General features: G+C 66.9%; 18 protein-coding genes and 1 pseudogene. 10 read left to right on the top strand and 9 right to left on the bottom strand.

The window, feature by feature from the left end:
- Positions 1-220 precede the first annotated feature (220 nt).
- The 5 genes from NBG84_RS29280 to NBG84_RS29260 all read right to left on the bottom strand — a co-directional run bounded on the left by NBG84_RS29280 (position 221) and on the right by NBG84_RS29260 (position 5,617).
- A complete protein-coding gene (locus tag NBG84_RS29280; protein ID WP_250922627.1) occupies positions 221-1,531 on the bottom strand; it encodes a DUF58 domain-containing protein in 1,311 nt (436 codons plus the stop codon).
- Positions 1,532-1,541: 10 nt separating this feature from the next.
- Positions 1,542-2,525, bottom strand: a complete 984-nt coding sequence (locus tag NBG84_RS29275; protein WP_250922626.1) for an AAA family ATPase — start codon at positions 2,523-2,525, stop codon at positions 1,542-1,544.
- On the bottom strand, positions 2,522-3,685 hold the full coding sequence (locus tag NBG84_RS29270) for a DUF4350 domain-containing protein (RefSeq protein WP_285367977.1): 1,164 nt from the start codon (positions 3,683-3,685) through the stop codon (positions 2,522-2,524). Before NBG84_RS29270 ends, NBG84_RS29275 begins: the two co-directional genes overlap by 4 nt.
- 26 nt (positions 3,686-3,711) lie before the next feature.
- Positions 3,712-4,338 carry a DUF4129 domain-containing protein gene (locus NBG84_RS29265; protein WP_425608718.1) on the bottom strand — a complete coding sequence of 209 codons (627 nt, stop codon included), beginning with the start codon at positions 4,336-4,338 and terminating at the stop codon, positions 3,712-3,714.
- Between the two features lie 67 nt (positions 4,339-4,405).
- Positions 4,406-5,617 (bottom strand): DUF7847 domain-containing protein, encoded by a 1,212-nt coding sequence (locus NBG84_RS29260; protein WP_250922623.1) that lies wholly within the window; start codon positions 5,615-5,617, stop codon positions 4,406-4,408.
- Between the two features lie 182 nt (positions 5,618-5,799).
- On the opposite strand from NBG84_RS29260, the gene mtnA reads away from it, so the two are divergent.
- The 6 genes from mtnA to NBG84_RS29225 all read left to right on the top strand — a co-directional run bounded on the left by mtnA (position 5,800) and on the right by NBG84_RS29225 (position 14,927).
- Complete coding sequence (gene mtnA, locus NBG84_RS29255; RefSeq protein ID WP_250922622.1) at positions 5,800-6,942, top strand: S-methyl-5-thioribose-1-phosphate isomerase; 1,143 nt, start codon at positions 5,800-5,802, stop codon at positions 6,940-6,942.
- Positions 6,943-6,946: 4 nt separating this feature from the next.
- A complete protein-coding gene (mtrA, locus tag NBG84_RS29250) occupies positions 6,947-7,636 on the top strand; it encodes a two-component system response regulator MtrA (RefSeq protein WP_285367885.1) in 690 nt (229 codons plus the stop codon).
- Position 7,637: 1 nt separating this feature from the next.
- The gene (gene mtrB, locus NBG84_RS29245; protein WP_250922621.1) at positions 7,638-9,671 is read left to right on the top strand and encodes an MtrAB system histidine kinase MtrB; all 2,034 of its coding nucleotides are present in this window, start codon (positions 7,638-7,640) and stop codon (positions 9,669-9,671) included.
- 85 nt (positions 9,672-9,756) lie between these two features.
- Positions 9,757-11,505 carry an LpqB family beta-propeller domain-containing protein gene (locus tag NBG84_RS29240; protein WP_250922620.1) on the top strand — a complete coding sequence of 583 codons (1,749 nt, stop codon included), beginning with the start codon at positions 9,757-9,759 and terminating at the stop codon, positions 11,503-11,505.
- Positions 11,506-13,273: 1,768 nt separating this feature from the next.
- Positions 13,274-13,966, top strand: coding sequence for a ribosome hibernation-promoting factor, HPF/YfiA family (gene hpf / locus NBG84_RS29230; protein ID WP_250922619.1), 693 nt, complete (start codon positions 13,274-13,276; stop codon positions 13,964-13,966).
- Between the two features lie 205 nt (positions 13,967-14,171).
- Positions 14,172-14,927 (top strand): response regulator, encoded by a 756-nt coding sequence (locus tag NBG84_RS29225; RefSeq protein WP_250922618.1) that lies wholly within the window; start codon positions 14,172-14,174, stop codon positions 14,925-14,927.
- A 160-nt stretch (positions 14,928-15,087) separates the two neighbouring features.
- Here the strand turns inward: NBG84_RS29225 and NBG84_RS29220 are convergent, their stop codons facing one another.
- Together NBG84_RS29220 and NBG84_RS29215 are read right to left on the bottom strand one after the other, a co-directional pair.
- The gene (locus NBG84_RS29220; RefSeq protein WP_250922617.1) at positions 15,088-16,251 is read right to left on the bottom strand and encodes a winged helix-turn-helix domain-containing protein; all 1,164 of its coding nucleotides are present in this window, start codon (positions 16,249-16,251) and stop codon (positions 15,088-15,090) included.
- Positions 16,252-16,394: 143 nt separating this feature from the next.
- Positions 16,395-16,970: a GNAT family N-acetyltransferase gene (locus tag NBG84_RS29215; RefSeq protein WP_250922616.1), complete on the bottom strand. Its 576-nt coding sequence runs from the start codon at positions 16,968-16,970 to the stop codon at positions 16,395-16,397.
- A gap of 236 nt (positions 16,971-17,206) precedes the next feature.
- Between NBG84_RS29215 and secA the strand changes: the two genes are divergently transcribed.
- Positions 17,207-20,029, top strand: coding sequence for a preprotein translocase subunit SecA (gene secA / locus NBG84_RS29210; protein ID WP_250922615.1), 2,823 nt, complete (start codon positions 17,207-17,209; stop codon positions 20,027-20,029).
- A 421-nt stretch (positions 20,030-20,450) separates the two neighbouring features.
- On the opposite strand, the gene NBG84_RS29205 is transcribed toward secA, so the two are convergent.
- Complete coding sequence (locus NBG84_RS29205; protein ID WP_250922614.1) at positions 20,451-20,873, bottom strand: Rv3235 family protein; 423 nt, start codon at positions 20,871-20,873, stop codon at positions 20,451-20,453.
- 279 nt (positions 20,874-21,152) lie between these two features.
- Between NBG84_RS29205 and NBG84_RS29200 the strand changes: the two genes are divergently transcribed.
- Positions 21,153-21,659 (top strand): DUF6912 family protein, encoded by a 507-nt coding sequence (locus NBG84_RS29200; RefSeq protein WP_250922613.1) that lies wholly within the window; start codon positions 21,153-21,155, stop codon positions 21,657-21,659.
- Positions 21,660-21,736: 77 nt separating this feature from the next.
- Positions 21,737-22,414 (top strand): HAD family hydrolase, encoded by a 678-nt coding sequence (locus NBG84_RS29195; RefSeq protein WP_250922612.1) that lies wholly within the window; start codon positions 21,737-21,739, stop codon positions 22,412-22,414.
- 767 nt (positions 22,415-23,181) lie between these two features.
- Here the strand turns inward: NBG84_RS29195 and NBG84_RS29190 are convergent.
- Positions 23,182-23,745: a DJ-1/PfpI family protein gene (locus tag NBG84_RS29190; RefSeq protein WP_250922611.1), complete on the bottom strand. Its 564-nt coding sequence runs from the start codon at positions 23,743-23,745 to the stop codon at positions 23,182-23,184.
- A 467-nt stretch (positions 23,746-24,212) separates the two neighbouring features.
- Here NBG84_RS29190 and NBG84_RS29185 point away from each other — a divergent pair.
- A pseudogene (locus NBG84_RS29185) lies at positions 24,213-24,873 on the top strand (NAD-glutamate dehydrogenase domain-containing protein); the annotation flags it as partial.

Genomic DNA, 24,873 nt, shown 5'->3' with positions numbered 1-24,873 from the left:
GCGCCGATGGTACTGCAGGGGGGACCCTGTGGGAGAGTAGGACACCGCCGAACAATCTTTAGCCTCAACCCCCGTACCCATGGTGCGGGGGTTGAGGCATTTCTGCGTTCAACACGTAGAGGCCCCCACTTTTTTCCTGCCTTGTATTCCATGGGGCCCGCCCGGTATTTCACGGGTAGCGGGTAGGGGTAGTCGTGCCCATGACCCAAGACGGCACGACCTACAGCCGACCGCTCGCCTTGAGCTTCAGATAGGCATCGGCAAGCGCCGGAGCCAGATCTTCGGGCGCGGCATCCACCACTGTGACGCCGTGACGGTGCAACTGTTCCGCAGTGCGTCGGCGCTGATTCAAGGTCTGAGTGGCAGCGGCCGCCTCATACACGGCATGGATATCTCCCCGCGCTGACGCCATCTGCTGAACCCAAGGGTCAGCGACGGAAGCCACCAGCACGGTGTGGCGCCGAGTGAGTTGGGGCAGCACCGGGAGCAGCCCTTGCTCGATCGGGGCAGCGTCCAGGCCGGTGAGAAGGACGATAAGAGATCTACGCGGAGCGCTTCTCAGAGCAGCTGCGCTGAGCCCACGGGCATCCGTTTCCACGAGTTCCGGCTCCAAGGGGGCCAGGGCATTGACCATCGCAGGCAGAAGCTCGCTGGCCGCTCGACCCTGCACCTGCGCCCGAATACGACGGTCATAGGCAAGGAGTTCCACCCGGTCGCCTGCCCGCGAAGCGAGAGTGGTGAGGAGAAGCGCTGCGTCCATGGCCGCATCGAGTCGTGGCACATCGCCGACTCGTCCAGCTGAGGTGCGACCCGTGTCGAGCACGACAAGGATGTGACGGTCCCGTTCCGGCCGCCACATGCGTACGGCGACGGTGGTCTGGCGTGCTGTGGCGCGCCAGTCGATCGAGCGGGTGTCATCCCCCGGCACATAGTCACGGAGGCTGTCGAACTCGGTTCCCTGCCCGCGCATCAGAACGCTGGTACGTCCATCGAGGTCCCTCAGTCGAGCCAGTCGTGACGGAAGGTGCTTGCGGCTGGTGAAAGGAGGCAGCACTCGGACCGTCCAGGGGACCTTGTGGTTTCCCTGGCGGGTGGCGAGACCCAAAGGGCCGTAAGAGCGGACGGTGATCTGTTCCGAGTGTCGGTCGCCTCGGCGGGTGGGGAGCAGCACAGTGCTGATACGCCGGCGTTCCCCCGCGGGCACCCGCACTCTGTGTCGGGACGCCGCTTGTTCAGTGCCCGACGTCCAACTGCTCGGCGGCCAGGCATCTCTGAGCTGGGCGCGGAGAGGCCTTCTGGAAGGGTTGATGACGGTGAGCCGCACATCCGCGCGTTCGCCGAGTCGAACTGTTGTGTCACCACTTCGAGTGAATCGAAGCTTTCGTACTGGCGCAGCCAAGGCGTAATCGCACAGAATTGCTAGAGCGAGCGGCGCATTGACGGCAAGCATCCCGGTCCAGCTGGGCGCGAGGATGCCCACGGGGAGAGAGCCAAGAGCTGCGAGGAGCGCGGTTCGTCCGGTGAGGGCCATGGCTCTCGCTCTAACGGGGTACGGGGACGTGGCTGAGGATCGCGGTGATGACGGAGTCTGGAGTGACCCCTTCCATCTCCGCTTCGGGACGCAGCTGGATCCGGTGGCGAAGCGTTGGCAGGGCCAGGGCTTTCACATCGTCCGGAATCACATAGTCGCGGCCTGTGAGCCAGGCCCAGGCACGTGCGGTGGATAGCAGTGCTGTGGCTCCTCGGGGTGACACTCCGAGGGCGAGCGAGGGAGATTGACGCGTGGCACGACAGATATCGACGACATAGCCGGTGATCTCAGCGGAGATCGACGTGCCGGCGACAGCGGCGCGAGCTTTCTCCAGGTCAGCTGGCCCCGCCACTGTTCGTAGGCCCGCGGCTTGGAGATCGCGTGGGTTGAAGCCCTGGGCGTGACGGGTGAGGACGCTGATCTCGTCCTCGCGGGATGGCAGCGGAACCGTCAATTTGAGCAGGAAGCGGTCGAGTTGGGCCTCAGGCAGGGGATATGTGCCCTCGTACTCGACCGGGTTCTGGGTGGCTGCGACCAGGAAGGGGTCGGGGAGGGGACGCGGAGTGCCATCGACCGTGACCTGGCGTTCCTCCATGGCTTCCAGAAGCGATGACTGGGTCTTGGGGGGTGTGCGGTTGATTTCATCGGCGAGCAGCAAGTTGGTGAAGACGGGGCCTGGTTGGAACGAGAACTCGGCAGTGCGGGCGTCGTAGACGAGCGAGCCAGTGACATCGCTCGGCATGAGATCAGGTGTGAACTGAACTCGTTTGGTGTCCAGTTCGAGAGTTGCCGCGAGGGCGCGCACCAGGAGGGTCTTCGCGACTCCTGGGACTCCTTCGAGAAGGACATGCCCTCGGCAGAGCAGTGCCACGACAAGTCCGGTGACAGCTGGGTCCTGGCCGACCACGGCCTTGGCGATCTCGGTGCGTAGAGCCTCAAGTGAGGCGCGGGCGCGGTCCGAGTTCTTGGCTGTCTCGGGAGTCGGGGCGCTCATGAAGTGCGTACCTCTTTTTCGAGGGCGTCGAGTTGGTCTGCGAGAAGGACAAGGGCGGTGTCACTGGCTGGTGCAGGGCCAAAGAGCAGTGCGGTGAGATCGCGGTCGGCGGGGGAGGTTCGGGTGGCGACAGCGGGGATCAGGATTGCGGTGGAGTGCGCGTCGGCCGGCGCTACGCCGAGGAGCGCGGCAAGGCGGGTTCGGGTGGCGGAGCGCAGGGCCGCTGCCGCTCGGTCATGGGCATTGACCTGGTGGTACAAGCGCGCGCGACCTTCGGTGGATTCAGAAGCTCGGATTGCCACGGGGAGCCTTTCGGTGACGAGCGGGCCAAGGCGACGCCCGCGCCAGATCGCCGCGAGGGTGGCTGCGAGGGCGAGTTGGAGCGTCGCCCAGAGCCAGCCAGAGGGGATGAGTTCGAGGAAGGTGCTCTCGGGGTCTCCGCTGCCATTGGTCGTCGAGCCGTCACCGGATGAAGGGAGGTACCACACCAGATGGGGCCGGGAGCCCAGGAGCTGGAGTGCGAGGGAGGCGTTTCCGTGATCATCCAAACGGTGGTTGTAGAGGATGTCGGCCGAGCCGAGAAGGACGGTGTCGCCGTTGTTGGGCGTGTCGAATCGCAGCAGGGTGGGGCGGCCGTCGCGGGGGTAGCACGCATCGGCGCCCGGTGCTTCGGTGATGTACTGCCGGCCGCCGAGGTCGGCGTTGCCGGCACTGCGAGCGGCTGCGAGGGAGCACTGCGGATCTCGGGCAGCGACGGGTCCCGGGGTAGTGGAGCGGACGCCCGGCGCCAACGTTGCCACGGACTCGGTGCCGGGCGAGAGGAGGATCGTGCGCCCCCCGGAAGTCTCCATGGCGTAGTGGAGGGCCTCCCGCTGAGCATCGGTCAGCATATTGGGGTGGGCGACCACGAGGGTGGTGTTCCTGCCGACCGCCGCGGTGGCTGTGTCGAGGGTAGTGACGACGCGAGTCGAGACTCCACGGTTGTGAAGGAGTGTCGCGACTGCGCGACTGCCGAGACGGTCGGCGGAGCGGGGGTCGAGGTGTCCATGGTGGTCACCCGAGCGCAGGGCAGCCGCGGTGATTCCCCCCACGACGATGATGAGGAGCGCGAGCAGCAGACCGCGGGCGCGGGTCCAGACCTGATGAGCGGTGGGGGACATGGATGTCGCGTCGGCGGAGGGTTTGGTCACTCGCCCGCTCCCGAAGCGGCGCCGGTCAGTCGTGGACTCGTGCGCTCTAGCGCCTCGTCGAGTTTCCGCAGGCGGAGATACACATCGCGGGTAGCGGTGCGGCCGCCGTATGTGACGTCGTCGAAGTCCCTTGCGGCGGCGTGCAACTCGGGGGAGTGGCCGGGGAGGGAGAGGCTCCCGTCGGCGGCGGCTTCATCAGCCGTGCGGCCGGGGCGCGGCTCTAGGAGGTCCCGTTCCTCCAGTGAGCGCACGATGGCCCGCATCTGTTCCTGGACTGCTGGCGTCCACTGGGTGGCTGCGGCATGGACCTCGGCCGCCGCGCGGTGCTCGGCCGCGCTGCGTGGGGCATCGTCGAAGAGTGGGCTCACGGGGCCGGGGGCTCGTCGGGGCGATCCCAGCCGCCACCAGAGGGCGGTGAGCAGAGCAAGGGTGACCAGGACGATGACGATCAGGCCGACGAGTCCGCCGGGTGCCGCGGTGGATGCGGCGGAGAAGGCGTCACCGACCCACTCCCAGAAGCGGTCGATCGCCCGCTGGAGGAGATGGGGATCGTTCTCGTGGTACTCGGGCCGGGACAGCTCTTGTTCCGCTGCCTCACGGGCTGGGACCCGGGGGGTGTCCACGGGGACTTCATCAGTGGCGCGGAGCCGCTTGAGCGCTGATGTCCTACCCCCCGGGCCGAACACCCCATCAGCTCCTGTGCTCGCTGGCGGGGGACCCGGGGCCGTAGCCAGTGACGCCGGCTGCGCGGGCGAGTTCGATGTCCAGTGCCTCTCGGCGGATGCGCTGGTCGATATAGAGGAGGACGGTCACACCAGCGGAGATCGGATAGGTGATGGAGGACGCGATGACCGCACCGATGCCGGTGATGATCAGGAACGGCCAGCCGTAGTCAGGGGTTTCCTCCCGGATGAGGCTGCTCAGACCGTCGCCGTCGGCGGCGAACGCGCCAATGCTGAACGGAATCGCGATGATCATCGCTACCAGGAATGTCAGCAGGAGTGTCAGCGCGAGGATGCCGAAGGTCCGCCACCATGCGCCCTGGACAAGTTTGGAGGAACGGCGTATCGACGCGATGATTCCTTGGCGTTCCAGCATCAGAGCGGGCGATGCGAGGGCGAAGCGGACCAGGAGCCAGACGACGACGGGGAGTGCTGCGAGTACCCCGAGCACCGAGAGAGCGGCCCCTGGGTCACCGCCCACCACCATGCCGGGGAGCATGGCCACGAAGACGATGGCACCGGCCATGAGGGGAAGCAGGAGGGTCAGCCCGAACAGCTTCGGCAGCCGTGGGCGGGCTTCTTTCCAGGCCTCGGACAGCTTCACCGGACGCCCCAGCACCGAGCGGCTGATGATCACCGTGAGAAGTGCCGTCGTGAAGAGGGTGGCGATCAGCGTGATGCTCGCGGAGTAACTCAACGAAGCCGTGCTGGAGTCGATGGCCGCGGCAAGGGTCTCGGAGGTGTCTGCGTTCTTGTCGATCGCCGGTGGCTCGGGCAGCAGATAGCGCTCCCCCAGGATGGTGGCGATCTGAGAGATCACGGAAATCGTGATCGTGATGGCCAACACGGTGCGCCAATGCGCCCGCAGGGTGGAGACCGCACCATCGAGGATCTCGCCGACACCCAGCGGGCGAAGGGGGATCACTCCGGGCTTCGCGGCGGCCTGTGGGCCCCAGCCGCCCCGGGGTTGGTGGCCTCCCCAGCCGGAGTTCGGCGGCTGGGGAGCACCGTACTGGTTCTGGCCGGACGGAGGGGACCACTGCGCCGCTGGGGGTTGGTTGGTCGACCACTTGGAGGCGGGGCCGTTCTCGTCGGTGGGGCCGGCCGGCCGGGGCACTCCGGCGTCCTGTTCACCGGAGGGAGCCGATCCGGGCGAAGCCCAGCCCGGAGTGTCGTTCACGGTTGTCCACCTCATGGCTTGGGTTGGGGGCCGGCTCGGCGAGCCGGTGTGTGCACGGTGCCCGTCCGTGTATCAGTTCGGCAGGCAGGCAGCCATCGTGCCACGCGTGACCCGCTGACGGGTCGGCCCCCGTATCTCCTTCTCGTCTTCAATGTCGGTAGTTCACCAGGCAGACTGGGCAGATGGCTGATCAGTACGCGCAGAACCAGGCCCGTGGGGAACCGCGCAGGATTCCCTCGCTCCGTTGGGAGGAGTCGCCGGAAGGGCCCATAGTGGTGCTCCTCGACCAGACGCGGCTTCCCGCCGATGAGGTCGAGTTGTCCTGTACAGATGTGCCCGCCCTGGTCCAGGCGATCAAGACGCTCGCCGTACGGGGCGCGCCGCTGCTCGGCATCGCGGGCGCCTATGGGGTGGCGCTTGCTGCCGCGCGTGGCCAAGACGTGGAGGAAGCAGCATCGCTACTGGGGCGCTCGCGACCCACCGCGGTGAATCTCGCGTACGGAGTCCGGCGGGCGCTGGATGCCTATCGGACGGCGGCGGGGAAGGGAAGTGCGCCGGCGGCTCAGGCCGCGCTCGCGGCGGCCAGGGAATTGCACCAGCAGGATGCCGATGCCAGCGCTCGGATGGCAGGGCACGGACTTGCTCTGTTGGATGAGCTGCTACCCGAGGGAAATCATCGAATCCTCACTCACTGTAATACTGGGGCGCTGGTTTCAGGTGGTGAGGGGACGGCGTTCGCGGTGGCTTTGGCCGCGCATCGCGCGGGCCGGTTGCGGCGGCTGTGGGTGGACGAGACGAGGCCGCTGCTACAAGGTGCCAGGTTGACGGCGTACGAGGCTGCACGCGGTGGTCTCGCGTACACCTTGCTGACGGACAATGCTGCGGGATCGCTTTTCGCGGCGGGTGAGGTCGACGCCGTGCTCATCGGAGCCGATCGCATTGCTGCTGATGGTTCAGTTGCCAACAAGGTGGGCAGCTACCCGCTCGCGGTGCTGGCCAAGTACCACCACGTGCCGTTCATCGTGGTTGCGCCCACGACGACGATCGACCTTGACACGGCAGACGGGGCCATGATCGAAGTGGAGCAGAGATCAGGGCATGAGGTGACATATGTCGCTGCTCCGCACCTGTTGACCGCTGAGGGAGGAGCAAGTGGAGGGGTGCCGGTTGCGCCGTTGGGGACACCGGCGTACAACCCTGCTTTTGATGTCACACCGCCGGAGCTGGTGACCGCGATCGTCACCGAGGCGGGAGCGTTGTCCCCGGTCACCGGGGGCGGAATCGCGGAGCTGTGTGTCAGGTCACGCCAGGTAACGATTAGCTAATGGGATGATGTCGATTATGAAGGGACGAGTCCTTGTCGTCGATGACGACACCGCACTGGCCGAGATGCTCGGGATTGTGCTGCGTGGTGAAGGTTTCGAGCCGTCTTTTGTAGCGGACGGTGACAAGGCACTTGCCGCTTTCCGTGAGGCCAAACCGGATCTTGTACTGCTGGACCTCATGCTCCCCGGACGGGATGGCATCGAGGTATGCCGGCTGATCAGGGCTGAGTCCGGGGTGCCGATCGTGATGCTCACCGCCAAGAGCGACACGGTGGATGTCGTCGTAGGCCTGGAGTCCGGTGCCGATGACTACATCATCAAGCCGTTCAAACCGAAGGAGCTGGTCGCCAGGATCAGGGCAAGGCTGCGTAGGTCCGAGGAGCCGGCCCCCGAGCAGCTGACCATCGGAGATCTGGTCATCGATGTGGCCGGTCATTCGGTGAAGCGGGAGGGCCAGTCGATCGCGCTGACCCCGCTGGAGTTCGACCTGCTCGTGGCCCTTGCCCGCAAGCCGTGGCAGGTGTTCACCCGTGAGGTGCTGCTGGAGCAGGTGTGGGGCTACCGCCACGCCGCCGACACCAGGCTGGTGAATGTCCATGTGCAGCGGTTGCGTTCCAAGGTGGAGAAGGACCCGGAGCGTCCGGAGATCGTGGTGACCGTCCGTGGTGTCGGTTACAAGGCCGGGCCGAGCTGATATGCCTCGCGGCAGTGTCGCTCCGCAGCCCGGGCAGCCGGGAGTCCGTACGGGGCGGACTGCCGGGCCGGGGTCTGGGCCGTCGCGCATCGGCCGGTTGCTGCAAGGCGGCCGGTCGGATCGCGACGGTGAGCCTGGGCGCCTACTGCTGCGGCTCTTGATGCGCTGGGTGCGGCGTCCGCTGCTGCCCGCAGTGCGGCTCTGGCGCAGGAACATCCAGCTCCGGATCGTGGTGACCACTCTGCTGATGTCACTCGGGGTGGTGGTGCTGCTCGGTTTCGTAGTCATTGGCCAAGTGCGCAACGGTCTGCTCGATGCCAAGGGCAAGGCCGCGCAGAGTCAGGCCGCGGGCGGTTTCGCCGTGGCACGTGACCGGGCCAATGCCCTGGTCGGGCCAGGTCCGACCGGTGCGGGCAGCGATGGACAGGCCGCCACCAGCTCGTGGCGGTCCGATCTGGTGGAGCAGCTCGCCAGCGGCGGTCAGGGCGCGTTCAGTGTCGTTGCGCTGAGTGTCGACTCCCCGGAGGAGGGGCTGCACCTCGGCCCCCGTACGTCCGGGGGCGTCCATGTCGCCTCCATCCCGGAGAACCTGCGTCAGGCGGTGGGGCAGGGGACTGGGACGTACGAGACGTACATCAAGATCCAGTACAAGAACGACGAGCGTGAGCCGCAGGCCGGTCTGGTCGTCGGAACACAGCTCAATGACATTGAGGGAAATCCCTACGAGCTGTACTACCTCTTCCCGCTCGCGCAGGAGGAGCAGTCGCTCAATCTCGTCAGGGGCACGCTCGCGACGGCTGGTCTCTTCGTGGTGGTGCTGCTCGGCGCGATCGCCTGGCTGGTGGTGCGGCAGATCGTCACACCGGTACGGATGGCTGCGGGGATCGCGGAGCGGTTGTCGGCCGGTCGGCTTCAGGAGCGGATGAAGGTGACGGGCGAGGACGACATCGCCCGGCTCGGTGAAGCCTTCAACAAGATGGCACAGAACCTTCAGCTCAAGATCCAGCAGCTGGAGGAGTTGTCGCGGATGCAGCGACGCTTCGTCTCGGATGTCTCCCATGAGCTGCGTACTCCACTGACCACGGTCCGTATGGCCGCCGATGTCATCCATGAGGCCCGTAGCGACTTCGACCCGGTGACGGCGCGTTCGGCGGAGCTGCTCGGCGATCAGCTTGACCGCTTTGAGTCGCTGCTCTCTGACTTGTTGGAGATCAGCCGGTTTGACGCGGGGGCGGCAGCGCTGGAGGCCGAGCCGATAGACCTACGCCAGGTTGTCCGCCGGGTGATCGGTGGCGCCGAGCCACTGGCTGAGCGCAAGGGCACGCGGATACGGGTGCTCGGCGATGAACAGCCCGTGATCGCGGAGGCCGATGCCCGCCGGGTGGAGCGCGTGCTGCGGAACCTCGTCGTCAACGCGGTCGAGCATGGTGAGGGTCGGGACGTCGTGGTCCGGCTGGCAGTCGCAGGCGGAGCTGTCGCCGTCGCCGTACGGGACTACGGCGTTGGTCTGAAGCCCGGCGAGGCCACCCGGGTGTTCAACCGCTTCTGGCGAGCGGACCCGGCGCGGGCGCGTACCACCGGTGGCACCGGTCTGGGACTCTCCATCGCAGTCGAGGACGCCAGATTGCACGGCGGCTGGCTGCAGGCGTGGGGCGAGCCGGGAGGCGGTTCGCAGTTCCGGCTGACTCTGCCCCGTACGGCGGATGAGCCGTTGCGAGGTTCACCCATACCGTTGGAGCCCGAGGACTCACGGCAGAACCGTGAGCGGGCCCAGGCCGCGCAAGCTGCGACCACCGCGCCGCGATCAAACGGGCACTTGCTGGCCTCCCTGCCCGTTCAGGCGGTGTCGCCCCGCTCGCCGCTGTCGGTACCGCCGCGGGTGCCCCCGCCCCCTCGAACCGCTCCGGCCGGCGTCAACCCAGCGGCTCTGCCGGGCAGTGGGGCCCGTGTGGTGGCACGTCCCGCGGGGGAGCTCCAGGACGACGACATGGCGGAGATATCGCCGAATCGGGAGGATACGACTCGTGGGCGTTGAGCACGGTCGGAAGGGGAGCCGCCGTACTTGGCGTCTTGGCGCTGCGCTCGGCGGCAGCGGTGCCTTGCTCGTGGGGTGCGCTTCGATGCCGGACAGTGGAGACATCCGTGCGGTGAAGGCCTCTCCACGGGCGGACTCCCAGGTGCGGGTGGACGCGGTGCCGCCGAGACCGGGAGCCAAACCCGGTGAGATCGTTGCGGGCTTTCTCGAAGCGATGACCAGCGACGACGCCAACTTCGCCACTGCTCGTACCTATCTCACCCCTGAGATGTCCAAGAGCTGGCAGCCGGAGGTTCGCACTACGGTGCTATCCGCTGCCCCCAACCCGGGTGACGCGATAGCGGGCGGCCAGGACAACCCGGGGGTGGACTATCCGCTGCTCGGTGAGCAGATCGCGTTCGTTGATGCGCAGCACGCGTATCAGGCGATCACTCCGACCGACTACGAGAAGACGATTCACCTCTCGGAACAGAACGGTCCTGACGGTCCGGAGTGGCGCATCGACAAAATGCCTGAGGGCTTGGTGCTCGGTGCCTCCGACTTCCAACGCAATTACCTTCCGGTGAACAAGTACTACTTCGCCACCGGTCGCAACACCGTGGTCGCTGACCCGGTCTTCATTCGGCAGCGGATGGACCCGGTCACCCGAATGGACCCCGTGACACAGGCGGTCAAGGCTCTGCTCGACGGCCCGACGAACTGGTTGAAGCCGGTGGTCGAATCACCGTTTCCGACCGGTACGACGCTGAAAGAGGGCGTCAAGACACTGACGATTGACGATCGGAACGTACTGAAGGTTCCGCTCAACAAGAACGCGTCCAGCGTCGGACGTACGCAGTGCAACAAACTGGCGGCGCAGATCCTTTTCACCCTGAAGGACCTGTCCTCCACCCGGGTTGGGCAGGTTGAGCTTCAGCGTGCGGACGGCACCCAGTTGTGTGTGCTCAACAGGACCCAAGAGGGTGGATACGCGTCGGAGCACTCCGCGGCCAGGGCGAGCAACCAGTTCTTCGTCGATGAGAAGGGCCGACTGACGCTGCTGCCCGACGATGCCAAGGACACCCCCGAGCAGGTGCCGGGTGTGCTGGGGTCGGGGCAGTTCCTGCTGGGGCCGGTCGCGGTCGCCCGCGATGAGACCACCGCCGCGGCACTCTCCAAGGACGCCCGGCAGTTGGTCGTCGCACCCATCACCTCGGCCGATGCCCAGGCGGTCACCGTGGTGCAGAGCAAGGGCAAGGCGCCAACGGATCGCCTCTCGGCGCCCAGCTGGGATGGTCGCGGGGATCTGTGGGTCGCCGACCGTAACCTCAATCAGCCGCAACTGCTGCGATTCACGGGCGGCGCGGGTGCCCCCGTGCCCGTCAAGATCCTTCCGGGGCTCGATGGCGCACGGATCGAGGCCCTGCGGGTCTCCGCCGACGGTACGCGCATCGCGCTTCTGCTGACGGAGAGGGGCGCGACGACACTGAAGATCGGGCGGGTGGAGCGCCAGGGTCCCAAGGACGCCCAAGTCGTCACCGTTGCCGATCTACGGCCGGCAGCACCGCAGATGGAGACGGTGACGGCGGTTTCCTGGGCTGGCCCGAGCCGCCTGGTCGTGGTTGGCAAGGAAGCCGGCGGGGTGCAGCAGGTGCGCTATATCCAGACCGATGGATCCAGCTCGGCCGCAGCCGTGCTGCCAGGGCTCAATGGGGTGACGGCCGTTACCGCGTCCGAAAACGAGCAGCGACCTCTGGTGGCGCACTCGGCGGGCGACGGCATCGTTCGGCTGCCGGCCGGTTCGAACTGGCAGACGGTGGTCGACAAGGGCTCATCACCCGTCTACCCGGGCTGATTCAGCCTTCGCCAGGCCGGAGCTCGGCGGTCTTGGGCATCTGGTCCGCAGTCCCGCCGGGAACGCAGACCCCACCCGTCTGGAGTGGCCGTGCCGACAGTGGGAGCCGTGCTCCGACTGTCGGTCAGCGAGCGCCGTTTCGGGGTGATCGGCCATCCCGGTGAAACGTATCGGGCCCGCCCTGATGGGTGGGTTATCCACAGGGGTGGCGGAGGTCCGCAACCGTTGGCACAGTGGAGGTCATGCGGGGGTGGTGGCAGGAGATCTCCGGCCTGGTACTGCCGGCCGCATGCGGGGGCTGTGGTGCTCCCCGCACGCCGCTGTGCGAAGGATGCGCGCATGAGCTCTACGGCTCCGCTGCGCGCCGTGCCAGGCCCGTTCCCGCGCCCGTGGGCCTTCCCGAGGTGTACGCGGCAGCGCCGTATGCCGATGCAGTAAGGGCGCTCTTGATCGCGCACAAGGAGCGTGGCGTCCTGGGGCTGGCCCGCCCCCTGGGGGTAGCGCTCGCCGGCGCTGTGCAGATGGCCGTGGCTCCGGCCGGCGGGGCGCTGGGCCCGCTACTGCTCGTCCCCATCCCCTCGGCGCGGCGGGTTGTGCGAGCAAGGGGGCATGACGCCGTGCGACGGCTCGCGCTGGCTGCTGCCCGTGAGCTACGGCGGGCGGGGATCGAGGCACGGGCGCTCCCGGCGCTTCGGCAGCAGCGCGAAATCGCGGACCAGTCGAGCCTCACGGCATCCCAGCGGGCGGAGAACCTGTCGGGGGCCCTGGAGGTGGTGCCAGGTGCTTGGCGGCTCCTACGTGGCGGCAGGACGGTTCTGGTGGACGACGTGATGACGACGGGGGCCTCGCTGGCCGAGGCGGCGAGGGCCATCCGCAGCGCTGGGGAGGCAGCGGGCGATGGCGTGATGTCCCGGGCTGAGCAGGCGAGCGACGCGATGCAGAACCCACTCCTTGAAACAGCTGACAGCACAGTGCGATTGCCAGGAGCAGCGCCTCATTCTGAGCGACAGGTGCACAGCGACGGAGGAGAGGCCGGCGGTGCGGGTTCGTCAGGCCAACCACGAACAACCGGTCTGGCACGAACAACCGGTCTGGCAGGACGGCCGGGGCGCTTGGGGCCGGCAGCGGGGCCAGGGCAGCCAGGGCCGTCAGAGCGACCGAGACCGTCCGGGCAGCGTGCGGCGCGCGGGGATGTCGCGAGGCAGGTCCGGCTCTACGGGGCGCATACGGGGGCTACAGGGGATGAGGGGCATGCGGGGGGTCCAGCAGCCCCCGGCCGTCGGGGAGCGAGCTTGGCGGCCGGGCCGAAGCCTTGGATTACGGGGAACAGGATTGAGACCACCGAAACGGGGGCACTTGGTGGAATCACACAGCTGTGCGCTGCGGTCGTTGCGGCGCCACCGGTTCCTTTGAAATGAAACGGAACTGGCTGGGCAGGCGCAACGTTGCAGGTAGTAAGAGAAGAAAAGCCTCTGAACGGAGGTACGCGCTGGTAGCGGGTGCCGAGACCCGCCCGATCGAGCTATGTTCGGTTGTGAGGATGTGCGAATAGGGAGGCCGTACCCCATCGAATGCACTGCCGGGCTTCCGGCCAGGGATTCGGGGCAACAAGAACCTCGAAAGTTGATGGGGTGGGGATCTTGTCGACTGGGGAGGAGGAGGTGAAAGTCGCCTAGTCCGAGACTCCGGCATTCACCGGGGTCTGGTGCAAGAGGGAGACGCTCCGCAGCCGAAGAGCGAGCGGAGCAATCCGGGAACGGAGTTCTGCGTGGACATCGTCGTCAAGGGCCGCAAGACCGAGGTACCCGAGCGGTTCCGCAAGCACGTGGCCGAGAAGCTGAAGCTGGACAAGATCCAGAAGCTTGACGCCAAGGTAATCAGCCTGGACGTCGAGGTGTCCAAGGAGCACAATCCGCGGCAAGCCGAGCGGTCCGACCGTGTGGAGATCACCCTCCACTCCCGGGGTCCGGTGATTCGCGCGGAGGCCGCCGCCGGTGACCCGTACGCCGCTCTCGATCTCGCCACAGGCAAGTTGGAGGCGCGGCTGCGGAAGCAGCACGACAAGCGCCACACCCGCCGGGGCAACGGACGGTTGTCGGCGGCCGAAGTGGTGGACGTGGTCCCCAATGTCGCTGAGCTGGACGCCAATGGCCGCATCCCGGCGCCAGAGGTGCCGGAAACCATCCCGACCACCAAGATCGGCTCGCTCGAAGTGCAGGGCGAGGGACCGCTGGTGGTCCGCGAGAAGGTCCATACCGCGGCACCGATGACGCTCGACCAGGCGCTCTACGAAATGGAGCTGGTCGGGCACGACTTCTATCTCTTCGTCGATTCTGAGACGAAGCAGCCCAGTGTCGTCTACCGGCGACACGCCTATGACTATGGCGTCATCCACCTGGAGACCGACCCGTTGGCGGGGTCTGACGAGAGTGGCGGCGCCGGAGGTGCGCTCGGCGGCTGACCCCGCCGTTCCCCTTCTGAACAGGAGCGGAGGTGCCCCTGAAGCGCCCTGTGCGCCCTCAGGGGCACCATTGTGCGACCCAAAGGATCACCGTTTCGCGGTCTGGGCATGAAAGCATGGCGCTGTAGTGCCAACCGGTGCGCCATGCACCGGTGTTGGTCAACCTGACATGCCCTTCAGGCCACTGCCTTCAGGGGGAGGAACGATGGCGCACAGCTTCGGGCCGGTGCACGACCACACGGCCGACGCCGGAGACACAGTCGTCGAGGCCGCAACGGCCGTAGCGGGCGGCTCTCACGGCGAGCCGATCCGGGTCCTCGTGGTCGACGACCACGCCCTCTTCCGCAGAGGGCTGGAGATCGTCCTCGCCCAGGAGGAGGACATCCAAGTCGTCGGCGAGGCCGGCGACGGGGCCGAAGCGGTCGACAAGGCCGCTGACCTGCTGCCGGACATCGTGCTCATGGATGTACGGATGCCGCGGCGAGGCGGGATCGAGGCCTGCACCTCCATCAAGGAGGTGGCTCCCAGCGCGAAGATCATCATGCTGACGATCAGCGATGAGGAGGCAGACCTCTACGACGCGATCAAAGCGGGCGCCACCGGCTATCTGCTCAAGGAGATCTCCACGGATGAGGTGGCAACGGCCATCCGCGCGGTCGCCGACGGGCAGTCGCAGATCAGTCCGTCGATGGCGTCAAAGCTCCTCACCGAGTTCAAATCGATGATCCAGCGCACCGACGAGCGACGGCTGGTACCGGCACCCAGGCTCACCGACCGGGAGCTTGAAGTCCTTAAACTGGTTGCCACGGGCATGAACAACCGCGATATCGCCAAACAGTTGTTCATCTCCGAAAACACCGTGAAGAACCATGTACGCAACATCCTGGAGAAGCTTCAGCTGCACTCCAGGATGGAGGCGGTGGTCTATGCGATGCGAGAGAAGATCCTGGAGATTCGCTAAGGGCTGCTCCGCCTCAGACCGCGAGACAGTACTTGCGGGTCGGCCATCGCTGCCGGCGCACTAGGTGGGCGGGCGGCTGCGCAGAGCTGCGACAGCCGCCACCGTTCTTCTGCCCAAGCGTCCTGCACCGGCCTCGGCCTCGCCGAGGTGAGGGGACAGTTCAGGCCAGGGCGGCGATGAGGGCGGGGGCGAGCTCTGGACTGTCCACGCGTTCCACTCGTACCGCATCGCAGCCCACCCACTCGGCTGCCTCCCGCAATGCCTGCGCCATCGGAGCTACGGCCTTGGGAGTGTCCAGTGAAACCTGTTTGGCCACCAGCGTGCTGCCTTCGCGTGCTGGGTCCACCCGGCCCAGGAGCCTGCCGCCCGAGAGCAGTGGCATCGCGAAGTAACCGTAGACCCGCTTGGGCTTGGGGACATATGCCTCAAGCCGGTGTGTAAAGCCGAAGATCCGCTCTGTGCGCGCCCGTTCCCAGATCAGTGAGTCAAAGGGGGAGAGCAGCGTGGTGCGGTGGCGACCGCGCGCCACGGTGGCCAGGGCCTGGGGATCGGCCCACGCAGGCTTGGCCCAGCCTTCCACCGAAACCGGCACCAGACCGGAATCCGCTACGACGGCATCGAACTGCTCACCCTTCAGCCGGTGGTAGTCGGCGATGTCCGCCCTCGTCCCCACCCCCAGCGCCTCCCCGGCCAGCCGGACCAGTCGGCGCAGACACTCGTCGTCGGCCAGCTCCATCCCCAGGAGATCATCGGGAATGGCCCGCTCGGCCAGGTCGTACACCCGCTTCCAGCCACGCCGCTCGGTGCACACCACCTCGCCGTACATCAGCGCTCGCTCCACGGCGACCTTGGAGGCGGACCAGTCCCACCACTCCCCGCCGTTCTTCGCACCACCCAGCTCGGTAGCGGTGAGCGGCCCCTCGGCGCGCAGCTGTTTGATCACCGTGTCGTAGGCGCCGTCCGGGAGATCGTGGTGCCATTGGGGGCGGGCGCGGTAGGCGCGGCGGCGGAACGCGAAGTGCGGCCATTCCTCGACCGGCAGGATGCAGGCGGCATGGGACCAGTACTCAAAGCTGTGGCCGTCCGTCCAGTAGGCATCCTCCACGGCCCGCCGGGCGACCGCGCCCAGGCGCGCGTAGGGAATCAACTCGTGCGAGCGCGCCAGCACCGAGATGGTGTCCAGCTGCACGGCACCCAGATGCCGCAGCACCCCACGCACGCCGCCACGACGATCGGGCGCGCCCAGAAACCCCTGGGCGCGCAGCGCTATCCGGCGCGCCTCGTCGGCTGAGAGTTCGGCGGCGGGAGTCGGCAGCATGGTCATGGTCCGCACGATAGACGCCGGCACTGACAGGCGAGGCACGCCCCCGGGAGCAGGCTGATCGGTCCCGGGCCGGCGCTCGGGACCGTTCGGTCCTGGGTGTGAGCGCAGCGTGGCGGCTTGGGCGCCGAGGAGGGCACAGAAGGTCAGCCCCGGGCCGGGAGGTAGGCGTACGGGCTGGTCAGTCCCAGGTCCGAGGGGAGCAGCGAGCCCACCCAGGCGTCCCTGAGGGTGTCCTTGTTCATCAGGGACGCCCGCATCGTGCCCTCGATCGTGAATCCCGCCTTCTCAGCGACCGCTCGCGACGCGGTGTTGCCGACCTCGGCCCGCCACTCCAGCCGGGTGGCACCGAGCCGGGAGAAGGTCCAGTGGGCGAGCGCCGCGACGCTCTCCGCCATGATTCCCCGCCCGCGGTGTTCTTTTGTTGTCCAGAAACCGATCTCCCAGGTGCCCGAGTAGGTGCGCAGGGTGACCGCGATCGACGCCATGAGCGGGCCGCCCTCGCGTGGCAGCACCGCAAAGGTGCACATCGTGCCGCTGTGCCAGCCGTCGGGGACGGTCTGCTCCGTGAAATCGACCGCGTGTTCGCGCGCATAGGGCGAGGGGACCGTCGTCCAGCGCTGGATGTCCGGGTCTTGACAGGCCCGATGGACCGCCTCGGTGTCCTCAGAGGTGAAGGTTCGCAGCAGCAGGCGCTCGGTGGTGAGTGTGATGGGGTCCATGGCCGGATTCTGGTGGGGTAGGCAGTCGGATGCGAGCACTTTTCCCGCCTCACCGGCACCTTCCACGCGTCCCGGGCGTTCTTCATACGGGTAACAGCGAGCCCTGCCGACCGTGGACCTCCCGGCCCGGTGCGGTCCTCGCTTACGATGGCCGTTGCGGTGGGGTCCGCCTGCCGTGCCCGTGCCAGTGTCCATCACGACCTAGCCAGGCCCGATCGGCAAGGAGACCAGCCTCAGTGTCCGTCTTCAACAAGCTCATGCGTGCAGGCGAAGGCAAGATCCTGCGCAAACTGCACCGCATTGCGGACCAGGTCAACTCCATCGAAGAGGACTTCATCAACCTCTCCGACGCCGAGTTGCGGGCGCTTACGGAAGAGTACAAGGAGCGCTTCGCTGAGGGCGAAAGCCTCGACGACCTGCTTCCTGAGGCGTTCGCCACCGTCCGCGAGGCCGCCAAGCGCACCCTTGGACAGCGTCCCTACGACGTGCAGCTGATGGGCGGCGCAGCGCTGCACCTCGGCTATGTCGCCGAGATGAAGACCGGTGAGGGCAAGACCCTCGCCGGCGCCCTTCCCGCGTATCTGAACGCCCTCTCCGGCAAGGGCGTGCATCTGATCACGGTCAATGACTACTTGGCCGAGCGTGACTCCGAGGTTATGGGGCGCATCCACAAGTTCCTGGGTCTGAACGTCGGCTGCATCCTTGCGAACATGACGCCCGCGCAGCGCCGCGAGCAGTACGCCTGTGACATCACCTACGGCACCAACAACGAGTTCGGCTTCGACTACCTCCGCGACAATATGGCGTGGTCGCAGGACGAGCTGGTCCAGCGCGGCCATAACTTCGCCGTGGTCGACGAGGTCGACTCGATCCTCGTCGACGAGGCCCGTACACCGCTGATCATTTCCGGTCCCGCAGACCAGGCCACCAAGTGGTACGGCGACTTCGCCAAACTGGTCAAGCGGTTGACCAAGGGCGAGCCCGGCAATCAGCTCAAGGGCATCGAGGAGACCGGCGACTACGAGGTCGACGAGAAGAAGCGAACCGTTGCCATCCACGAGTCCGGTGTCGCCAAGGTCGAGGACTGGCTGGGCATCGACAACCTCTATGAGTCGGTGAACACCCCCCTGGTCGGCTATCTGAACAACGCCATCAAGGCCAAGGAACTGTTCAAGAAGGACAAGGACTACGTCGTCATCGACGGCGAAGTCATGATCGTCGATGAGCACACCGGCCGTATCCTCGCCGGCCGCCGCTACAACGAGGGCATGCACCAGGCGATCGAGGCGAAGGAAGGGGTGGACATCAAGGATGAGAACCAGACCCTCGCCACGATCACCCTCCAGAACTTCTTCCTCCTCTACGGCAAGCTGTCCGGAATGACCGGTACGGCCATGACCGAGGCCGCTGAGTTCCACCAGATCTACAAGCTCGGTGTCGTCCCGATCCCCACGAACCGGCCGATGGTCCGCAAGGACCAGTCCGACCTCATCTACCGCACCGAGGTCGCCAAGTTCGCCGCCGTGGTCGATGACATCGCGGAGAAGCACGAGCAGGGTCAGCCGATCCTGGTCGGCACCACCTCGGTCGAGAAGTCCGAGTACCTCTCCCAGCAGCTCAACAAGCGCGGTGTCCAGCACGAGGTGCTCAACGCCAAGCAGCACGACCGAGAAGCGATCATCGTGGCCCAGGCCGGCCGCAAGGGCGCGGTCACGGTCGCCACCAACATGGCCGGCCGTGGTACGGACATCAAGCTTGGCGGCAATCCCGACGACCTCGCCGAGGCGGAGCTGCGCCAGCAGGGTCTGGACCCGGTCGACCATGTCGAGGAGTGGGCCGCTGCCCTCCCCCGGGCGATGGAGAAGGCCGAGCTTGCCGTGAAGGCGGAGTTCGAGGAGGTCAAGGACCTCGGCGGACTCTATGTGCTGGGCACCGAGCGGCATGAGTCCCGTCGTATCGACAACCAGCTCCGCGGCCGTAGCGGGCGTCAGGGTGACCCCGGCGAGTCCCGGTTCTACCTTTCGCTCGGTGACGATCTGATGCGCCTGTTCAAGGCACAGATGGTCGAGCGCGTGATGGCGATGGCGAACGTCCCCGACGACGTTCCGATCGAGAACAAGATGGTCACCCGCGCCATCGCCTCGGCCCAGTCGCAGGTTGAGCAGCAGAACTTCGAGACGCGTAAGAACGTCCTGAAGTACGACGACGTGCTCAACCGGCAGCGCAAGGTGATCTACGGCGAGCGCCGTCGTGTTCTGGAGGGCGAGGACCTGCATGAGCAGATCCGCCACTTCATGGACGACACGATTGACGCCTACATCCAGGCAGAGACGGTTGAGGGCTTCGCGGAGGAGTGGGACCTCGACCGGCTGTGGGGCGCGTTCAAGCAGCTCTACCCGGTGAAGGCCAGTGTCGAGGAGCTGGAGGAGGCGGCCGGCGACCGTGTCGGGATCACCGCCGAGTTCATCGCCGAGTCCATCAAGGACGACATCCACGAGCAGTACGACGAGCGCGAGAAGCAGCTTGGCTCCGAGATCATGCGTGAGCTGGAGCGTCGTGTGGTGCTCTCGGTCCTCGACCGCAAGTGGCGCGAGCACCTCTATGAGATGGACTACCTCCAGGAGGGCATCGGCCTGCGCGCCATGGCCCAGAAGGACCCCCTGGTGGAGTACCAGCGCGAGGGCTTCGACATGTTCACCGCCATGATGGACGGCATCAAGGAGGAGTCCGTCGGCTATCTGTTCAACCTGGAGGTCCAGGTCGAGCAGCAGGTCGAAGAGGTCCCGGTGGAGGACTCGGCGGGGCGTCCCTCGCTCGACAAGAAGTCCCCCAAGGACACGGTGCCCGCCGCGCGTCCCGAGATCCGGGCGAAGGGCCTGGAGGCCCCGCAGCGTCCGAACCGACTGCACTTCTCCGCTCCCACAGTGGATGGTGAGGGCGGTGTGGTTGAAGGCGACTTCACCAACGACGACCAGGGCTCCGGTGCGGAGTCGGACGGTATGACGCGTGCGGAGCGCCGCAAGGCCCAGCGCAGCTCAGGACGCCGTCGCAAGAAGTAGCGAACCCGTCGAGGGGAAGCCGCAAGCGGCCCCGTTGGGGTTCACCGGTTGTGACCAGTAGGGCCGGACATCGACATGATGTCCGGCCCTACTGGTTTGCTGTGCCGCCTGCCGCCTGCCGCCTGCCGCCTGCCGCCTGCCGTGCGGCGCTGGCTCTGCTCTGGCCTGGATAGCGGCCATCGGCACTCGCGGCCGAGCCAGGCGGGTCGCAGGCGGCCCGGGGACCTGCCCTGATCCCCGCCGCTTCGGTGTGGCGCATAGCTCATGGCTCGTAGCTCATGGTCCGTATCAGTCTCGGGTTGAGCTGCGGGCGGCGGCAGTACGTCGGTGTATGCGCGGCCTCTGGTGTCTCTCTGGATGTCGTCACCGTTGCGGGCCGGGGCGCCGCCGGGCGGGCGCTCAGGGGTCCGGCGACGGCTTGCTAGGAGGACATGCTGAGGCGTTCGCCTCCAAGCTCCACCGCGGCGCACCGCCAGCGTTGATCAGCCCCCTGTTCCAATCGGAAGGCCATCGCGCTCACCCGGTCGCCCGAACCGATGCGGGCGAAAGCCTCGATCACGCCGGGGCCCGGGTGGTACGCACCGCAATGCCGGACAACCGGAGTCACTCGTTCCGTAGGGCGCAGAGGCGCTCCGGGGGCAAGCCGCACCAACTGCTCGTATGCCTCGCCGATGGTGTGACCCAGCATCCAGTGCACCGGACGTTGGCCGCTGAGCACCGCCAGGAGACGGTCGGCGAACCAGTAGCGCGGCTGGTTCTGCCGTTGTGCCCGCGCCAGGGCCGATGCTGCCAGCCCGGCGGGCCTGCGCTGATCGTGTCGTCCCGCTGGCCTCGTCCTGTCCATCCGAACCGCCCCCGTGCTGCCGGGCCCGGTGAGTAACTACCGGGCAGTAACTTTCTTGCTGATCTTTTACGGTGCGCCGCGGGAGCTCGCAACGGTCCGCCATCGCCGCGGCCGGTGGCGGGAAGGATCACCTATCAGAGTGAGAAGGCCGAGTACAGGCGGTGTTCGGCGGGGGTGTGAGGTGTCCGGAGTGGACGGTTCGCAGGCTTGACGGGGCAGCCCGAAAGGGGACCCCGCACGTATCCTGAGGGCGTCTTCCGACTACGAAAGCGGTCAGTCATGCGCGTCTACGTTCCCCTGACGATCTCCGGTCTCGCGGAGGCGCATAAGACGGGCGAGCTAGGGCCCGGCCCGCTGACCGCCTACGGCGTCACACCCGCACTGCGCGAGTGGTACGTCTCCGATGACGTCGAGGAGCTTGAGTACGCGGCGCTCAACCGTGCCGCCGCGGCCTCGCTGAGGCTGATCGCCGGGCGCCCGGACGAGCGCAGACGGCGGGTTGTCGTAGCGCTGGACGTCCGGGACCAGGACGCCGTTGCCGACCCCGACCGTGCGCTCGACGCGAGTTCGCTGGGAGAGGTACGGATCGCCACGGCGGTCCCCCTGGCGAAGGCGGCCGCGGTCCATGTGGACGCGGCTGATGCCGTGGACGACGTCACCGCGGCGGCGGCCGCACTCGGGGCGGCCGACCAGGGCGATGACGATGCCCAGTTCACCGTCGACGGCGCCGAGGACCATGAGCTGCTCTGGTTTGGGGTGCAGGAGATCCCGGGCCTGGTCGACTGAGTCCTCAGGCCCGCGACCGACCCGGGGTTCCGTGGTCGGCGGGGTCGGTTGTCAGACCCTGCGGGTACGGTTTTTTCATGGGGAAGCGCAGGGGCACTCACGATGCCCATCTCATCTGGGATTGGAACGGCACACTGCTCGATGACATCACCGCGGTCATCGGGGCGACGAACGCCGCCTTCGCCGACATAGGCCTGGAGCCGATCACGCTGGAGCGGTACCGCGAGATGTACTGCGTACCGGTTCCCCGGTTCTATGAGCGGCTGCTGGGGCGGCTGCCCACGGACGAGGAGTGGGAGCTGATGGATGTGACCTTCCATCGCTACTACAGCGAGCACCGGCTCGCCTGTGGGCTCACTCAAGGGGCCGAGGAGTTGCTGGGGGAGTGGCGGCGAGCGGGGCGCAGTCAGTCGCTGCTGAGTCTGTATGGGCATGACGAACTGGTGCCGATCGTGCGTGGTTACGGCATAGAGAGCCATTTCATACGGGTGGAGGGGCGGAGGGGGCGCTCCGGTGGCTCCAAGGCGATCCATATGGAGGCTCACCTTGCGGCGCTGATCGGGACCGCGGCCCCGGAGCGCACCGTGGTGATAGGCGATGCGGCCGACGACGCGATAGCGGCGGCGCATGTCGGTGCGCGGGCGGTGTTGTACACGGGCGGATCGCACAGCAGGGCGAGTCTGGAGCTGGTGGGGGTGCCCGTGGTGGACACCCTGGAGGATGCGGTGGAGGCCGCCTTGCGGTTGGTGGCATAGGAGCAAGTGCGCAAGGAGCTGGCTGCGCTGGGGTGCAGCCAGCTGGCTGGAGCGTGAAGCACGCTGTCACTGGGGCGGCTCCATCGGCCGAAGGATGTGCACCGGCCTTCGGTTTCTGGCTGGTCATCCGGTTTCCTTGGTCCAGTACCCGCGTCCTCGACACCGCAGGTACCGGGCCTTCGAACTCCGGGCCGTGGCTTGGCCGGGGCTTTCGTCAATGCCTGGCAGCACCTCTGACTCACCTGCTGGGGCGCACCTCTGACCGATGCCGCCTCCGGGCCCCAGCACCGCGCCACCCGTCCGGCGAGGGAAGAGCCCCGTGTCCGAGGCTCTTCCCGGTGGTCAGAGCCCAAGGGCCACCAGGGCTCAGGAGCACCCGTGGCTAGCGATCTCGACCGTCACTCGCCGAGCTCCGACTTTCACCGGACTCAACTTTCACCGGACCCAACTTCCGCCGAGCTCGACCTCCGCCCAGGCTAGGGGCTTCTCGCGCCCGAAAACCAGCTGTGCCCGAAGCCTCCGGGTTTCGCCCGCCAGGCCGACGACGCCCCAGGCCTCAACCCCTCCAAGCCCTCACCCCTCTCGGCACTGGACCCCTGGGGACCCGCCCTTGAACCCTCATATCCGCTCCTCATGCACCCCTTGAGCCAGCGCCGCCCACCCCGGTCCGGTGCCCCTTCACCCCTTCAGAGCAGTCGGGACCAGACCAGACCAAGCGAGAAGAGGAAGAACACACGAGACCGGACCAAGCCGAGCGGACCTGTCCGTCACCCCTTCGTAGCCGTCGCCAGAACCTTCAGGAATTCGCGCATCCAGGCGGGATGGTCCGGCCAGGCGCGGGAGGAGACCAGGTTGCCGTCCACCACCGCGTCCGCGTCCTGGAAGCTCGCTCCCACCGCCTGCATATCGAGTTCCAGTGCCGGATAGGCCGTGACCCGGCGCCCCTCCAGACTGCCGATCGCGGCCGTCAACAGCGGCCCATGGCAGATTTGTGCGACCGGCCTGTCCGCGTCGAAGAAGGCCTTGAGGATCTTGCGAAGCTCGGGGTCGTTCCGAAGGTACTCCGGGGCCCGACCGCCCGGGATGACCACTGCCACATAGTCTCCGGGGTTCACCTCGGAGAAGGCCAGATCAGCCGGCCAGGTATAGCCGGGCTTCTCGGTGTAGGTGTCAAAGCCCGGTTCGAAGTCATGCACCACAAACTGGAGCTTCTTGCGCGTGGGGGCCGCGATATGCACCTCGTACCCCTCCTCCAGCAGCCGCTGATAGGGGTAGAGCACTTCCAGGGACTCGGCTGCGTCGCCGGTGACGATCAGGACCTTGGCTGTCATGGGCTGCTCCCGGTGTCGGGCTGGCGGCCTGGCGGGCCCCGAGGAGGTGTCCCCGGGTCCCGTTCGGCACGCCGGCGGTGACCGTGTGTCGTCGCTCGACAACCTGCACCGCCGGGGACTGTTTGCCAAGAGGGCCTGTGTCGCTGTGCAGAGTGTCAAACTTCGCACCCCGCTTTTGTACACATAAGGCTCATGACTGTTGAGGGGTGAGGGGGGATAGCCTGGAGCCGTGATCAGCGCGATACGCCCTGGGGGCAGCGAAGCCCCCAGCCTTCGCCCGGAGCGCCACCGCGCCGGGGCGATCGCCGATCCCTCAGCCCCTTGCCGATTGTTGATTTTTGTCGATTCCGGCTCGGGCAACTCACATCGCGGCATAACGTCGACCCCGACCGGACACCCCGTGTCGTGGCGTTGCGTCGCTTCTTTCACCTACGTCACGCAACGGCGCGCGACAGGAGCCAGAGGACATGCAGACCAAGCTGGACGAAGCAAAGGCCGAGCTGCTCACACGGGCCGCCCGGGTAGCTGAGAACAGCCCTGGTGGGGTGCGTCATCCCACCGGGGGGGAGCAGGGCGAGAGTCCAGATCAGGGCGTCTTGCTGAGCTACCTCCAGCGCTACTACCTGCACACCGCCGCCGAGGACCTCGCGGACCGCGACCCGGTCGATGTCTATGGAGCGGCGCTTTCCCACTACCGCTTGGCCGAGATTCGGCCCCAGGGCACGGCCAATGTCCGGGTCCACACCCCGACGGTCGAGGAGAACGGCTGGACATGCAGCCACTCCGTCGTGGAGGTGGTGACCGACGACATGCCCTTCCTCGTCGACTCGGTCACCAACGAACTCTCCCGCCAGGGCCGCGGTATTCACGTCGTGATCCACCCGCAGATCGCCGTACGCAGGGATCTCACGGGCAAGTTGATCGAGGTACTGCCCACAGCGAAGCGCCCCAGGGATCCCAAGGACCTTCCGCACGACGCGCTCATCGAGTCCTGGATTCATGTCGAGATCGATCGCGAGACCGATCGGCCCGACCTGAAGCAGATCACCAGTGACCTTCTGCGGGTCCTCTCCGATGTGCGCGAAGCCGTCGAAGACTGGGAGAAGATGCGCGAAGCCGCACTGCGCA

It is taken from the genome of Streptomyces albipurpureus, from assembly GCF_023701525.1.
In the GTDB taxonomy this organism is placed as follows: domain Bacteria; phylum Actinomycetota; class Actinomycetes; order Streptomycetales; family Streptomycetaceae; genus Streptomyces; species Streptomyces albipurpureus.
The sequence above is the reverse complement of the archived record's forward strand: the minus strand, read 5'-3'. Positions and strand labels throughout refer to the sequence as shown.

What these genes read in the sequence shown, in the direction of transcription:
- NBG84_RS29280 (WP_250922627.1), bottom strand. Translation starts at nt 1,531, where the DNA reads ATGGCCCTCACCGGACGAACCGCGCTCCTCGCAGCTCTTGGCTCTCTC.
- NBG84_RS29275 (WP_250922626.1), bottom strand. Translation starts at nt 2,525, where the DNA reads ATGAGCGCCCCGACTCCCGAGACAGCCAAGAACTCGGACCGCGCCCGC.
- NBG84_RS29270 (WP_285367977.1), bottom strand. Translation starts at nt 3,685, where the DNA reads ATGTCCCCCACCGCTCATCAGGTCTGGACCCGCGCCCGCGGTCTGCTG.
- mtnA (WP_250922622.1), top strand. Translation starts at nt 5,800, where the DNA reads ATGGCTGATCAGTACGCGCAGAACCAGGCCCGTGGGGAACCGCGCAGG.
- mtrA (WP_285367885.1), top strand. Translation starts at nt 6,947, where the DNA reads ATGATGTCGATTATGAAGGGACGAGTCCTTGTCGTCGATGACGACACC.
- mtrB (WP_250922621.1), top strand. Translation starts at nt 7,638, where the DNA reads ATGCCTCGCGGCAGTGTCGCTCCGCAGCCCGGGCAGCCGGGAGTCCGT.
- NBG84_RS29240 (WP_250922620.1), top strand. Translation starts at nt 9,757, where the DNA reads ATGCCGGACAGTGGAGACATCCGTGCGGTGAAGGCCTCTCCACGGGCG.
- NBG84_RS29225 (WP_250922618.1), top strand. Translation starts at nt 14,172, where the DNA reads ATGGCGCACAGCTTCGGGCCGGTGCACGACCACACGGCCGACGCCGGA.
- NBG84_RS29220 (WP_250922617.1), bottom strand. Translation starts at nt 16,251, where the DNA reads ATGACCATGCTGCCGACTCCCGCCGCCGAACTCTCAGCCGACGAGGCG.
- NBG84_RS29215 (WP_250922616.1), bottom strand. Translation starts at nt 16,970, where the DNA reads ATGGACCCCATCACACTCACCACCGAGCGCCTGCTGCTGCGAACCTTC.
- NBG84_RS29205 (WP_250922614.1), bottom strand. Translation starts at nt 20,873, where the DNA reads ATGGACAGGACGAGGCCAGCGGGACGACACGATCAGCGCAGGCCCGCC.
- NBG84_RS29200 (WP_250922613.1), top strand. Translation starts at nt 21,153, where the DNA reads ATGCGCGTCTACGTTCCCCTGACGATCTCCGGTCTCGCGGAGGCGCAT.
- NBG84_RS29195 (WP_250922612.1), top strand. Translation starts at nt 21,737, where the DNA reads ATGGGGAAGCGCAGGGGCACTCACGATGCCCATCTCATCTGGGATTGG.
- NBG84_RS29190 (WP_250922611.1), bottom strand. Translation starts at nt 23,745, where the DNA reads ATGACAGCCAAGGTCCTGATCGTCACCGGCGACGCAGCCGAGTCCCTG.